Here is a 13,894-nt window from a genome sequence, read left to right on the forward strand (position 1 = left end):
ACGCTCGAACCTGCCGTAGAGCCGTACGCGTCAAAACAGCATGCAGTGAATGAGAGAACGTGTTCATTCGCGGGCCAGTGCTTCTGCCGGGTTGAGGCGCGCGGCCTGACGCGCCGGGAAGTAGCCGAACACGACACCCACGAGCGCGGCACTGGCGAACGCGGTAACGACCGAGTCGGGCGACAGCACCATGTAGAAGCGACTATGAGGCTCGGAAAAAAACCGGATGATGCCGAACGCAAGCGCCACACCGACCACGCCACCGGCGACGCATAGCCAGACGGACTCGATGAGAAACTGGTCGCGAATATCGGATCGACGCGCCCCGATCGCCATGCGGATGCCGATTTCATGGGTGCGCTCCGTCACCGACACGAGCATGATGTTCATCACGCCGATGCCGCCGACAAGCAACGAAATGCCCGCAATCGACGCAATAAAGATGCGAAAAGTTTCGTTCGACGCCGTCGCGACCTGAAACAAGGCATCCGAATTGAAGGTCGTGAAATCGAGGGCGCCATGGCGCATCTTCAGGACCTTGTTGATGCCGGCCAGCGCGGCGCTCGACGGTACGCCGTCGGCGAGCCGGACGGTCACGCTCTGGAGGTTGTACGAGCCGGTCATACGCGACATGACCGAGGTGTACGGCATATAGACTCCCAGCGTACCGGGTGCAAACGACATGGCGTTCGAACCCGCCACGCCGATCACATGGCCCGGCAGATTTCCGACGAGTACCACTTTCCCGATCGGCGAATCGGAGCCGAACAGCGTTTGCCGGGTCTTCTCATCGACGACGACCACCGGAGCGTTCGATTCGACCAGCGACTCGTCGAAAGGCCGGCCTTCGATCATATGGATGCCGTGGACCCGAAAATAGTCGGCGCCCGTGCCATGAACCGTCGCGGATACGTCTTTGTTGCCCACGCGAATCGTTCCTGTGCTTGTCACTTCCGGCGTCACGCTATCAATGTAGCTTTGCGCCTGCAGCGCGTGCACGTCGCCGAGACTCAGCGTATGAATCGAGCTCGCACGCAAATCGCCGGCCATCCGTCCTGGATAGATGCTGATCGTGTCCGTACCAAATTGCCGCAAATGATCCATGATCGCTCTGCGGCTTCCCTCGCCACGCGCGACCATGCAGGCAACTGACGCAATACCGGCAATAATGCCCAGCATCGTCAGGAATGAGCGCAGACGATGGTTCGCCGCCGAGTGCATGGCAAGCCGGAATGCTTCGATGAGCCGGCCCAACGCGAGCGGCTGCGCATTTTTGCGTCGAAGCAGGACCGGGAGCTCAATGGGCGAGGCAGATGGCACGTCGCAGGAGTCCGCTGGTCGCGTCGATTCAGGCCGACTGTCTCCGACGATGCGTCCGTCGCGAATCTCGATGATGCGGCGCGCATGCCGGGCGACGTCCATATCGTGCGTGACGATGATGATCGTATGGCCCTGCCCGTTGAGCTCGTGGAACAGCGCCATCAGTTCTTCGCCGCTCTGGCTGTCGAGTGCGCCTGTCGGTTCGTCGGCGAGAATGATGTCGCCGCCGTTGATCAAGGCGCGCGCGATGCTGACCCGCTGCTGTTGACCGCCAGAGAGTTGCATCGGCCGATGGCTCAGGCGGTCACCAAGACCCAAGCGCTCGAGAAGCTTCCTTGCTCGTCCGCGTCTTTGTTCTGCGTCGAGGCCTGCATAGACGGCGGGTGCTTCGACGTTGGCGAGTGCGGTCAAATCGTTCAGCAACTGATAGCGCTGGAATACGAAGCCGAAATGCTCGCGACGCAACTGCGCGAGCGCGTCTGCATCGAGCGACTGCGTCCCGACTCCGGCGATCCGGTAAGTACCCGACGTCGGCGTGTCGAGACAACCGAGGATATTCATCAACGTCGATTTTCCCGAACCCGATGCGCCGACGATGGCCACCATCTCACCTCGCTCGATACGCAGATCGATCTGGTGCAGGACGGTAACCGCCGCCTCGCCGACGCCATAGGTGCGGCTCACACTATCGAGTTCGATCAGCGCCGGATTCGACGTCTGTGCGTGTGGCGTGGACATTCCGTTACCCTGCCATGCCGTAAGGATCACGGGGCCCTGCGCCGGAAGACTGACCGACGACGACACGATCGCCCGCCCCAAGGCCGCTGACGATCTGCACGACGGTGTCGTTGGCAATGCCGGTCCGTACCATCCGGCTCGTGACGGTGCCGTCGGCCGCCAGCACCCGCACCGTCGCGCGCCCGTCGTGCGGCGGTGCAGTCAGGGCAGCGACCGGCAGAACCGCCACGTGTCGCGCCCGCGCAAGCACGACCGACACCTGTGCCGTCATCGAAATGCGAAGTCGATGATCGGGATTCGGCATATCGAGCCGGCCGTTGTAATAGATGGCCGTATTCGTCGCCGACGAAGTGGTCGTAGGGCTGGTTGTCGTGTCGGTCATAATCGAGTCCGGCGCGGGCTCGATGGCTTTCAGCGTGGTGTCATATCGATGCGACGGGTCGCCGAGAATCGTGAAATAGGCGGGCAGGCCAGGCTTGAGCCGCACGACGTCGGCCTCCGAGATTTGCGCCTTGACCTGGATCGTGTCGAGGCGCGCGATCTTCACCAGATTCGGGGTCGTCTGATTGGCGTTGACGGTTTGGCCCTCTACCGCGAGCACGGCGACGACTTCCCCGTCGCTCGGGGCAACAATGCGCGTGTAGCCAAGCGTGACGCGCGCAGTGTCCACGTTGACCTGCGCTACCTTCATCTGGGCATGACTCGTTTCGACATTTGCGCGAGCCACGTCGAAGGCTGCCTGTGCCGTTTCCAAATCGGCATGCGACCCGGCGTCATGTTCAGCCAGTTCCTTCTGCCGTCCCAGCGCGAGCCTGGCCTGGACAAGCGACGCCTCGCTCGAATGCACTGCGGCCACCGCGCTTTGCAATTGCGCCCGAGCCGTGTCCAATGCGTAGATTTGTGGCTGCGAGTCAATTTCCGCGATCAGCTGACCTTTCCTGACATGGTCGCCGAGCGCCACGTGCATCGACTTGATCTGGCCGTTGACCTGCGCGCCGACGCTAACGAGATCCGCTGCGCGGATCGTTCCCACGGCCTCAACGGTGGACTCGATGTCCTGATACGAAATCTGGGCGGTAACGTATTGAATATTTGGCTTGTCGTGCCGTGTATATCTATATGCGACGACAGCCGCTACGGTAATCGCGAAAGCCAAGGTGAAATACTGAATAATTTTCTTGTTCACGCCACATCTGCCTTACTCTGCGAAGCCCCGCTCTCTCGCTCGTTGTTGTCTCGCCTCCGAATTCCCGGATCGACACGGCGTCGACGGTCAGCTCGGATTTCCGCATTGACTGTCAACTTCGATCCGAATGGCATGGTAACCCGCGAAAACTGGAATAATTTTGCTTTTTCGTTCCCGCAAGTAGAAGCAGCAATGAGTGGGGGCATCAATGCGTTGGCGTAAAAAAGCATGAGATTCCACCTGCGACGCCGTTATTAATTTGAAAAATAGATCAGTGAAATGGCCAATCTGTCGACCCCTATGGTCGGGCATCCAGAGTCGACTACAGCCACGGAGGGCTCGCTCCTCCCGTATCGAACAGCAAAACAAAGAAATGAATTTTCATTCCTCAATCACAAGATCGGCAAAAAAATTCAATCCAACATCGCCATAATCTTGCGCAAATTTGCACCCAAAATTCATTCATCAGCGGAAATTTCAAGAACGATCACGAAAGTAGCATCGAGCACAAATTCGTAAAGATATTGAAAGATAATGTGGTGCACGATTAGCAATTCTTGGCTCGATTTGCAGCGAAAGATGCCCCATCGACTGGCTCGATTTCGCCAACGCGCACCGACTGTTTCGATGTTCCACTAGAAAACGGTTTCGAAAGAAGTCACGGCCATCGCTACTTTTCTCCATCAAACTGTCGGCCTGATCGGCATCACGAGCCGGATGTCGGGTGGCAACGCCCCCGCGTTCGCGGCCTCGATCGATGCAATGCCGAGCCGCGGCCGACTGGCTGCCGAATGCGCCTGGAAAAGTCCACCCCTCTCTGCCTGCCGCGCGGACCCATCTGCGTGCCTGCTCCGAAGGCCTGACCTGCTTGGGCGCAACGTCCAAACGCTCCCGAGGTGGAGCTTTCAAGCTCGTGGCGTGACGGTGTCGGTCCCGGGCCGCATTGCTTTTATTGATGTCGCACCACGCGCAAACGATTGCGCACAAGACGAAAATAAAACGTTTATGTACTATTCAGATAATAAGGATCACTTCCAGATTCGAGTAAGAAATGGTCTGACAAGTGAATTTCATTATGTACTTAAAACGGTCGTGACACGGAACGCTCGTCGCCCCGCGCCCACGTGGGTGCTTGCGCACCTCCATCCGCTGGTTATTGCACATATCGCCTGCCCAATTGCTTCGAGCGTGATCGAAATCGGCGCGCTCGTCCGTCGCTCGATCATGCCGAACGAGGGCGGCAATGCACCTCCAGCAGGCGTTGGGCGGAAGGAACACACATGATAGGAAGGACTCGTGGGCAGACGGTTGGAGTGTGTTGAATTCCATCGTCGTGTTGTCTGACAAAACCACCCAACGAGCGATGCGAGTGCGTGCGTACCGCATGCATCGCATGCTTCAAATGCGACTGGCCCGTCACATCGTCCCCACGGCCACCCCATTATTCTCGACCGAACGTCGACGCAGACGCGAACGCGATTGCCCTGCATTGCGCAGACCATTTCCATGAGCACCGACGTCGCACCCTTCAACGCAACACCATGCCGCTAGTCAGACCGAGGTTTTCAACGCAATTGTCGCTACTCAGGGCACTTGCCGCGGTGTTGTGCGCATCGCTGGTCGCAATCGTCTGGTTAATGGCCAGTTGCACCGAAGGCCACCGGATCGCATCCGCCAAACAGCGCGCGAGCGATGCGTGCGACGCGATTGCGTCTCACTACACGCTGTCGTTACCGCACGCGACCGAGCCGAACGTTCAACTGTTGCGCGACGTGCTCAACGCGGCCCTTGCCGCATCCGCCGGTATCGAGGGGGGCTTCTGGCGGGCTGCCGCGTCCCATTCCGCGCCGCCGGCGAATGCGTCCGGGCATCCCGGTGGATTCCTCGCCTACGCGTTTCCTTCTTACCCGGGCAGCGGCATCAAGCGCGACATTCCGGAAGCGGAAACGCCGCTGATCCTGAGCGCACTCTCCGCAGCGTCCACCGGCATTCGCCCCGCCGCCGAAATAGCGGGACGGCGCCACGACGCCGTCATCGCGATCGCGTGCCCCGTGAACGGACATACCGGGCTCTATGCGTGGACCCTTGTGCGCGCGCAATCGATGTTGGTCCGTCAGGGCAACGTCATCGTGGCGACGTTCGCCGTCGTTCTGGCGGTTCTGTTCGCCGTTTCCCTGTATCTCGCATTCACACTGCGCGCATGGCGCGACAAACTCGTGCGGCTCGACACGACACTCTCGAACGACGCCGCCGATCCGGCCGGCAGCATCTCCTGCCCGGGCGAACCGGAGCTGGATCGAATCGCGCATGCATTCAACCGCTGCACTGCGCGTACCCGTGATGCCCGCGAACAGGCGAGCGAACTGGAAACACGCCTCGCTCACGCGCATCGTGTCGCGCTGCTCGGCACACTGGCCGCCGAGGTTGCGCATGAAATCCGCAATCCGGCCGGCGCGATGCGATTGAAAGCCGAGAACGCGCTGGCCGGCGATGCCTCGCGACAGCAATCGGCGCTGCGCTCGATCCTCGGCCAGATCGAGCGCATCGAAATCCAGGTGTCGAGGCTCCTGGCACTCACCCAGCCCGTGACGCCGCGCATGGAGCCGGTCGATCCGGCCACGTGGCTTCCGGAAAGCGTGCAGACGCACGACGAGCTCGCGCGCGGCAAGGGCGTCGCGTTGACGGTGGCCTGCACTATGCCGACGGCATCCACCGCGGAAACGACCGATCGCCCTGTTTTCGATTCCGCGCAGATGCGTCGCGCGCTCGACAATCTGATCGTCAATTCGCTGGCGCACGTTCGACCGGGCGGCACGGTTCACATCGAGGCCAGCCGTCGGGCTTCGCCATGCGGCGCACGCTTCGTGCTCGAAGTCGCCGACGACGGCCCCGGCGTGGCCGAAGCCGAGCGCGCGCGCATCTTCGAACCCTTCGTCAGCGCGCGGCCCGGCGGCTGCGGGCTGGGTCTCACGCTGGTTCGAGAGATCGCAGCGTCGCACGGCGGCAACGCCTATCACGCCGCCACCCCTACTGCCTGCTTTGTCATCGATATCCCATGGCACCCATCCTGCTGATCGACGACGACGATGCCTTCTGCGAAGGATTGTCGGAAACGCTGACCGACCTTGGTCACGAAACCCTATGCGCGGGCACGGGCGAGCACGCGCTCGCCCGCATCGAACGAGGTCTGCAACCCGCCTGCATATTCCTCGACATCCGGCTGCCCGACATGGACGGAATAGCCGTACTCGAGAAGCTGCGGCGCGTCGATCGCCTCGCGACGGTACCCGTCGTGGTCCTGACCGCCTATGCCCGTAGCGGCAACACGATCGCCGCCATGCGCCTGGGCGCGTTCGACCACCTGGCGAAGCCGGTCGGCCGCGACGATATCGCGCGCCTGCTCGAGCGCATTTTCGCGGCCCATTCTCCGTCCGACGCCGTTACCGATGCGCACGCGAACGTCGACGCATTCGACGAGCCTGTCGGTGCGGCGCCGCGCTTGCTCGGCATCAGCGCGGCGATGCGCGAAGTACAAAAATGTATCGGCCGCGCGGCGGCGTCGGACGCGACCGTTCTCATCACCGGGGAAACGGGAACCGGCAAGGAAGTCGCGGCCCGGGTGCTCCACGTCGAGTCGTCGCGTGGCGCCGGCCCGTTCGTGGCCGTCAATTGCGCGGCCATTCCTCATGAGCTTCTCGAAAGCGAGCTCTTCGGTCATTGCAAAGGCGCTTTCACGGGCGCCACGACCGCACGGACGGGCCGAATCGTCGAAGCCGATGGCGGCACGCTTTTTCTGGATGAAGTCGGCGACATGGCGACCTGCATGCAGGCCAAGCTGCTGCGCGTACTGCAGGAACAGCAAGTCACCCCGCTCGGCGTCAACCGGTCCATTTCGGTAAACGTCCGCGTGATTGCGGCGACCCACCGGGACCTGCGGACCATGGTCGCGAACGGAACGTTTCGCGAAGACCTGCTTTACCGACTCAACGTCATCCCCATTCATCTGCCGCCGCTGCGCGAGCGGCTGGCCGATATCCTGCCGCTCGCCGTCCATTTTCTCGACACGATGTCGAGCCCGACTACGACGAAGCGGCTGTCCGTGCAGGCGGAGCGCCGCCTGATCGCGTATGCGTGGCCGGGCAACGTACGCGAACTGCGCAACGCAATCGCACGCGTGAATGCGCTCGCGCCGGGCGCCGTCGTCACCGGATGCGATCTCGCGTTCCTCGACGAACCGGGCGTTCCGTCGCGCGACGCGCTGCTGCCGGTCGCGATGCTCAATCGTCCGCTGTCGGAAGCCCTCGCCGCCGTGGAGCGCGAGATGATCCTGCGCACGCTGGCACTCACCGGCGACAATCGCGCGGAAGCAGCAAAGCGGCTCGGCATCAGCCGCCAGTCCCTGTACACGCGCATGGCGAACCTCGACATCGGCTAGCGTCGGATTGCCGGACACGCGTGTCCGGGCGCGTTGACACGCTCGCCGCCGCACTGCGGGCAAAGCCTTGTCGCCCGGCTCTACAGCGCTTCACCGCGCCCAAGCTGAAACACCGAGACGACCTCCACCAGTTCCCGCGACTGCTGGCGCAGACTGATCGCGGCCGCCGACGTTTGCTCGACCAGCGCGGCGTTCTGCTGCGTCGTGCGCTCCATCTGGCCGACGGCTTCACCGATCTGGGCCACGCCGAGCGATTGCTCGGTGCTCGCGGCGCTGATTTCGCTCATCGTCTCGGTGACGCGACGAATCGAGTTCACGACTTCCGTCATCGCCACCCATGCGCGCTCGACTTCCGTCGAACCTTGAGCGACGCGCCCGACGCTCGAGCCGATGAGCTTCTTGATCTCCCTGGCCGCCTCGGCGGAACGTCCGGCCAGGCTGCGCACTTCGCTGGCGACCACCGCGAAGCCTCTGCCCTGCTCGCCGGCACGCGCGGCCTCCACCGCGGCATTCAACGCCAGGATGTTCGTCTGAAAGGCAATGCTGTCGATCACACCCGTGATGTCCGAGATCTGGCGGGAACTGTCGTTGATGCCCTTCATGGTTTCCACGACCTGGTTGATCACTTCGCCGCATTGCGCGGTTACCGTGGACGCATTCATCGCCAGTTGATTCGCTTCGTGAGCGTTGTCGGCGTTCCGCGCCACGGTGGAACTCAGTTCCTCCATGGATGCGGCGGTTTGCTCGAGCGCGCTGGCCTGGCTCTCCGTGCGGGAACTGAGATCGTCGTTGCCCTGCGCGATTTCGGCGCTTGCCGCCGCGAGGTTATCCGAGCCGCGGCGCACGTTGGACACCACGCGAAGCAGAGCGGCCTGCATGTCGCGCAGGCTGCCGAGCAGTTGGCCGAGTTCGTCCGTCCCATGAACGTCGACACGAACGCTCAGATCGCCTCTGGCCACCCGATGCGCGACGTCCGTCGCGCGCATGAGCGGCCGGGTAATGCTGCGGGTGATCAGCCATCCGCATACCACGCTCAGCAGCATGCCAACCACGCCGAACGCGATCATCAGCGTGCGCCCGAAGCGATAATTCGCGTCGATCTCGGCCGCGAGTCCGTCGATTTCTTCGCGCTGGTACTTCACCAACGCGTCGACTTTTTCGACAAGCTGCCGCGCGGTCGGGATGAACTGCTGTTCGAGCAACTGGTCGGCCTGCTCCGCTTTTCCTTCCTTCTTCAGCGCATAGATCTGATCCCGGATCGCGAGGAACAGCTTGCGTTGCTCGCCGATGGCGGCAAACAGGCGCTTTTCCGCGTCCGACGTCATCAGCGCCTCGATGGCCGTCTGCTTCGCCGCGGACACTTTCGATGCAGCAATGGCTTCCTCGTTGAAATAGTTGGCCAGCCCCGGATCGGCGCTCTTGGCGATCGCGGTGGTACGCGTGACCGCGACACTGATTTGCCGGGACCAGTCGTTGACCAGCCGCTCGGTCTGCAACGGCCTGGCGACCATGTCGCGGGTGGCCTGGGCAACGGAAGACAGACGCATCAGTCCGATGACGATCCCGATCAGCGACATCGCCAATACCATCGCAAAACCGAGCCCCAGCCGCTTGCCGATGTTCAACTTCGAAATAACGGTCAACATACCTGTCACTTGTTCGTGTTGTTGATGAAATGGATGAATTGCAGATACGTGACTCGCAGGCGTATGTCGCGACGTGCCGAAGCAAGTCCATTTTTATCGTATTAGTAGATCAACATGTTCTCGGCGATCGCGTGCTTCAACGCCTTCAGAACGATCGTGAGAAGACGCGATACCTGCATTTCGACGTCGTCGCTCTCGACAGTAACGAGAGCACTCACCCTGTTCCCTTCGATGCTGCCGATCCAGTCGAGGTCTTGCGGGCGTATCGACCACACCAGCAACGGCACGCCTCGCGGCAATCGACTCAATCGGCCATCCGCGCTCGTCTTCGCCGCATCGGAGCCGTTACTCGACATGAGCGACGCACTCCATGCACGGTGTGCATCGACGGGATCGTCGATCTGGAGAAGCGCGACTTCCGGCATCGCCGTGAAGCTGGCGACGGTCGCTGCAACCGCGGCCGCGCCCGGGCTTGGATCAATGACGACACACACCCGGGCCCGCTCCGAAGGCGGTAACAGCCAGTTCCACGTCGACGCCTCCGCCGATACCGTGTCCAGTTTCCTTGCACTCATCCCGATCACCTCGCATGTCGTCGAAACAGTCTCGGACCGCACCCGGCGAAGTCATCGCTCGGCTGTGCGGGATTCTCACGATGCGCTGCCTTATCGGAGATTCAACCTTGATCGACATCCGCGCAATGCAATCAGACTCAGCACGCCGAGCAGCATCAGGTAAAACGCCGGCGATGCCAAATTGCCGGTCTGATGGATCAACGAGGCGACGATCAGCGGCGCGAAACCGCCGAACAGCGTGACGCCGATGTTGTAGCTGATGGCCATCCCCGTCGCCCGGGTTTCCGTCGGAAATACTTCCGCCATCAGCGCCGGCAGCGCGCCGAAATAGACTGCCTTCAGCGTCCCGATCCACGCCATCATCGCAATGAGTCTTCCCAGATCGGGATGCGCGCCAAGCAATTTGAAAACCGGATAAATGGTCAGAATGAATGCCATCCCGGCCCAGATCATCAACCTGACGCGGCCGATTCGGTCCGACAGATAGCCGACGAACGGCGTCACGAACGTCAGGATCGCGCCGGTCAACATCGTTGCAATGAAGCCGAAACTGGCAGGCAGATGAAGCTCGCGCACCGCGTAGGTCGGAACATAAAGAATGACGTAACTGGCGCCGGTGGAAAGGACGAGCGTACCGATCGCCAACAACATTCTGGCTTTCTGATTGACGAACACTTCCCTTACCGGGAACGATTCGCGCCTTTCACGCGTTGCGCCGTCGGCCTCGTGCACGTGCTTTCGCAGGTACAGGCCGACGGGGCCGATCAACACACCAAAGAGAAACGGTATGCGCCAACCCCATGCGTCGATGGCGTCTGCATCGAGGGTCAAGGTCAGGAGAACCCCAAAACCGGCCGCGAGCATATAGCTCAATCCCTGACTCGCGAACTGGAAGCTCGCGAACAATCCCTTGCGTTCGGGGCACTGTTCCACCAGAAACGCAGTGGTACTGCCGAACTCGCCGCCCGCGGAAAAGCCCTGAAGCAGTCGAGCGCAGATGACCAGAATCGGTGCGATCACGCCGATCGACTCGTAACTCGGCATCAGCGCGATCGTCGTCGTGCCGACCATCATCGTCACGATCGACACCATCATCGACGCCTTGCGACCGCGACGATCCGCGTACGAACCCAGCACCAGCGCGCCGATCGGTCGGGCCAAATACGAGATCGCGAACGTCCCGAAGGTCAGCAGAAGGGATACCCCGCTGCTCGACGCCGGAAAGAAGGCCTTTGAAATCGAGATTGCGAAGAATCCGTAAATCAGTATGTCGAACCACTCCAACGCATTGCCGACGGTTGCGGCGGACACCAATCGCAACACGTTTGGAGCCTGTTCTCTTGTCGGCGCGGCATCCACCATTTCCATAGTACGCATCTCATTCTCCGTTGACTGACGATCACAAGTGCATTAAAAACTGGCGTGTTATGCCTGGACGACAAGCGCTCCTTCCTTGCGCCGATCCCGGACGGCGGATGCCGACTCTCCGAGATCCCAAAATATGCCGGCCATGATCTGCAGCGCCTCGCGCGCGACGCTTCCAAGCAGGTGTTCGTTCGGGGCGTGCTGGGAGCAGGCGCCGTACGAGTGCGGAATCCAGACGGTCGGAAGGCCCAGAACCTCGGAAAAGACGTCGTTGGGCAGCGACCCGCCGAGATTGGGAAGCAGATCCGGATGCTTGCCGGTCGTCCGCTCGATTGAATCGAGCGCCCACGCGACCCACGGATCTTCCGGCGGCAGACGCGTGGCGCCCATCCGCTCGCCGATTGCAACCTCGACGCTATCGAACCCGCGTGCGTCGAGGTGATGCCGCAGAACTTCTTCGATACGCTCGCAATCCGTACCGACGACGTATCTGAGTTGGCAATGCGCGTGCGCAACGGGCGGAATCGCGCCGACCGGGCTGGTCGGGTTACCGGTGGTAAAGGCCAGTACTTCCAGCGCGTTCCATGCGTAGACACGCTCCTGGGCCGTCAAGCCAGGTTCGCCCCAATTGGCATCGACGTGAGGATCGTTGGCCCCGCCACCGACGGCGATATTCTTCAGCGCAGTGCGTACCGCGGCCGGAATAGGCGTCGGCAACAGCGCGTCGACGAGGATCCGCCCGCGCCCGTCGACGAGCGATGAAATCGCGTTCGCGAGTACGGTTCCGGCATTGCTGAGCGCCCCGCCCCAATTTCCGGAATGATGTGCGCCCGACCGGAGCCGGACGGAAAGCGTGAAGTTGACGAACCCGCGCGACCCGAGAAAAACGCAGGGGACGTTCGATCTGGCCCGCGGGCCGTCCGAAGCGATCAGAATGTCGGCCGCGAGAAGGTCCTTGTTCTGCTCGCAGACCGCGCGTAGCCCGGGCGATCCCGTTTCCTCGCCCATCTCGATCAGCAGCGTCGCATTGAAACCCAGGCGTCGATTCCTGGCCTCGACGACTTGCTCCAGCGCGGCCAGGTTGATCGTGTGTTGCCCTTTGTTGTCCGCGGTGCCCCGCCCGAACCATCGGTCTCCTTCGACCGTGATGTGCCATGGCGACATCTGGTCCTTCCACTGTCCGTCATAGCCGCGGACGACATCACCGTGCCCGTACATCAGGACCGTCGGAAGCGCGGGATCCTCGATACGCGTCGCAATCAAGAACGGCGCGTTCCCCGCAACCGGGTTCTCGACGATACGAGACTCGAAGCCCATACGGTCGATCGACGGCGCGATCTCGTCGGCGAGGTAGGCTCGAAGCTCGCCGGCCCTTCCGGAATCCTGACTTTCCGTCATCATGTGGACGCGCCGCGCGAGATCTTTCAGGAAGCTCCCCGAATCGAAATATGTTGTGGCAGAGTCGATTGCTTGGTGGCGCGTCATCGTGATCCTCGCGTGTATCGTGGAGAGCGGGTTGTTCAACCTTGATGGATCGAGCGTACGAAGCCAAAACGCGCACTACAATTGACTTTTTTGCGCGCCCTGCTTTCCAATAATGCAAACTTGGCGGCCGTCATGCACAACGCTGCACTCCGATACTTCCTTGCCGTTGCCAACACCGGTTCGCTGAGCGAGGCGTCGGAGAAACTGCACGTTTCGATCTCGGCGCTCAGCCGTCAGATTACGAAGCTCGAGGAGGAGGTTGGCTGCCCGCTGTTCGAGCGTCAGGCGCGCGGCATGGTCCCCAACAAGGCCGGGGAGCTGTTGGCTGCGCATGTCCGGCGAACCTTGCTCGAAGGTCAGCAGGTGATCGAGGAGATCAAGGCGCTGAACTCATTCGATCGAAGCACGATCCGCGTCTCGACGTCGGAGGCGTTTTCCCGGGATGTTCTCCCGCGCGCGATCACGCAATTTCTGGAAAAGTCGCCCGGCACCCGTTTCGAGGTGGCGGTGACTGCGCCGGCAGAGGTGACGGCACACGTCCGGAGCGGCGAAGCCGATATCGGCCTGACGTTCGGTGTTGTACGAGCGCCGGAGATCCACGTCGAGTACACGCAGAGCGCGCCGATTTGCGCGGTCATGCCGCGTTCGCATGCGCTGGCCGGTCGTGCGACGGTATCGATGGCCGAGCTGCGGAATTACCCGATTGCGCTACTTGACCGCGGCACGACGATCCGTCAATTGTTCGATACGACGGCGAGCCTGGAGAATCTTCTCTTCGAGCCCGTCCTGACCTGCAACAACTCTGGCAGCCTGTATGCATTCACTCAAATGTCGGGGGTCGTGTCCCTGACGAGCCGCCTGACGGTGCAGGCGCGTCTGGCGACGGACGGTCTGGTGGCGATACCGATCGATCATCCGGGCATGTCGTTGCGAGCGATCCAGATCCAGACCTTGTCGGGCCGAGTGTTGTCGACCGTATTGATCGACTTCATTGGCGAATTGGTGAAGCAGTTGCATACGACCGACTAGGTACGTGGCGACTTCGCCCCCGTGTCACCACCATTCCCGAATCGACGACCTACGGCGGCAAAGAAACCACGCCCCTGAGCAGCACCCCCTTTGCTGTCCGCCCAAGGACGCGCCT

The 13,894-nt window shown here is 61.7% G+C and carries 10 protein-coding genes; 4 read left to right on the forward strand and 6 right to left on the reverse strand.

The window, feature by feature from the left end; all coding sequences use genetic code 11:
* Positions 1 to 63: 63 nt before the first annotated feature.
* Both J8I35_RS28710 and J8I35_RS28715 read right to left on the reverse strand, forming a co-directional pair.
* The gene (locus tag J8I35_RS28710; RefSeq protein WP_209928175.1) at positions 64 to 2,058 is read right to left on the reverse strand and encodes a MacB family efflux pump subunit; all 1,995 of its coding nucleotides are present in this window, start codon (positions 2,056 to 2,058) and stop codon (positions 64 to 66) included.
* 4 nt (positions 2,059 to 2,062) lie between these two features.
* On the reverse strand, positions 2,063 to 3,244 hold the full coding sequence (locus J8I35_RS28715) for an efflux RND transporter periplasmic adaptor subunit (RefSeq protein ID WP_209928177.1): 1,182 nt from the start codon (positions 3,242 to 3,244) through the stop codon (positions 2,063 to 2,065).
* 918 nt (positions 3,245 to 4,162) lie between these two features.
* On the opposite strand from J8I35_RS28715, the gene J8I35_RS28720 reads away from it, so the two are divergent.
* The 3 genes from J8I35_RS28720 to J8I35_RS28730 all read left to right on the forward strand — a co-directional run bounded on the left by J8I35_RS28720 (position 4,163) and on the right by J8I35_RS28730 (position 7,679).
* The gene (locus tag J8I35_RS28720; protein ID WP_209928179.1) at positions 4,163 to 4,528 is read left to right on the forward strand and encodes a hypothetical protein; all 366 of its coding nucleotides are present in this window, start codon (positions 4,163 to 4,165) and stop codon (positions 4,526 to 4,528) included.
* 290 nt (positions 4,529 to 4,818) lie between these two features.
* Entirely contained in the window at positions 4,819 to 6,318 is a 1,500-nt protein-coding gene (locus J8I35_RS28725; RefSeq protein ID WP_348522286.1) for a HAMP domain-containing sensor histidine kinase, read from the forward strand.
* Complete coding sequence (locus J8I35_RS28730) at positions 6,300 to 7,679, forward strand: sigma-54 dependent transcriptional regulator (RefSeq protein WP_209928248.1); 1,380 nt, start codon at positions 6,300 to 6,302, stop codon at positions 7,677 to 7,679. Before J8I35_RS28725 ends, J8I35_RS28730 begins: the two co-directional genes overlap by 19 nt.
* An 80-nt stretch (positions 7,680 to 7,759) precedes the next feature.
* Here J8I35_RS28730 and J8I35_RS28735 read toward each other — a convergent pair whose 3' ends face one another.
* The 4 genes from J8I35_RS28735 to J8I35_RS28750 form a co-directional block, all read right to left on the reverse strand.
* Positions 7,760 to 9,325, reverse strand: a complete 1,566-nt coding sequence (locus J8I35_RS28735) for a methyl-accepting chemotaxis protein (protein WP_209928185.1) — start codon at positions 9,323 to 9,325, stop codon at positions 7,760 to 7,762.
* A 101-nt stretch (positions 9,326 to 9,426) separates the two neighbouring features.
* The gene (locus tag J8I35_RS28740) at positions 9,427 to 9,900 is read right to left on the reverse strand and encodes a hypothetical protein (RefSeq protein WP_209928187.1); all 474 of its coding nucleotides are present in this window, start codon (positions 9,898 to 9,900) and stop codon (positions 9,427 to 9,429) included.
* 90 nt (positions 9,901 to 9,990) lie between these two features.
* Positions 9,991 to 11,277: an MFS transporter gene (locus J8I35_RS28745; RefSeq protein WP_209928189.1), complete on the reverse strand. Its 1,287-nt coding sequence runs from the start codon at positions 11,275 to 11,277 to the stop codon at positions 9,991 to 9,993.
* A gap of 48 nt (positions 11,278 to 11,325) precedes the next feature.
* Positions 11,326 to 12,750 (reverse strand): M20 family metallopeptidase, encoded by a 1,425-nt coding sequence (locus J8I35_RS28750; RefSeq protein WP_209928191.1) that lies wholly within the window; start codon positions 12,748 to 12,750, stop codon positions 11,326 to 11,328.
* 132 nt (positions 12,751 to 12,882) lie between these two features.
* Between J8I35_RS28750 and J8I35_RS28755 the strand changes: the two genes are divergently transcribed.
* Entirely contained in the window at positions 12,883 to 13,779 is an 897-nt protein-coding gene (locus J8I35_RS28755; RefSeq protein ID WP_209928193.1) for a LysR family transcriptional regulator, read from the forward strand.
* Positions 13,780 to 13,894: the final 115 nt, after the last annotated feature.

The organism is Burkholderia sp. CpTa8-5 (assembly GCF_017815045.1).
In the GTDB taxonomy this organism is placed as follows: domain Bacteria; phylum Pseudomonadota; class Gammaproteobacteria; order Burkholderiales; family Burkholderiaceae; genus Burkholderia; species Burkholderia sola.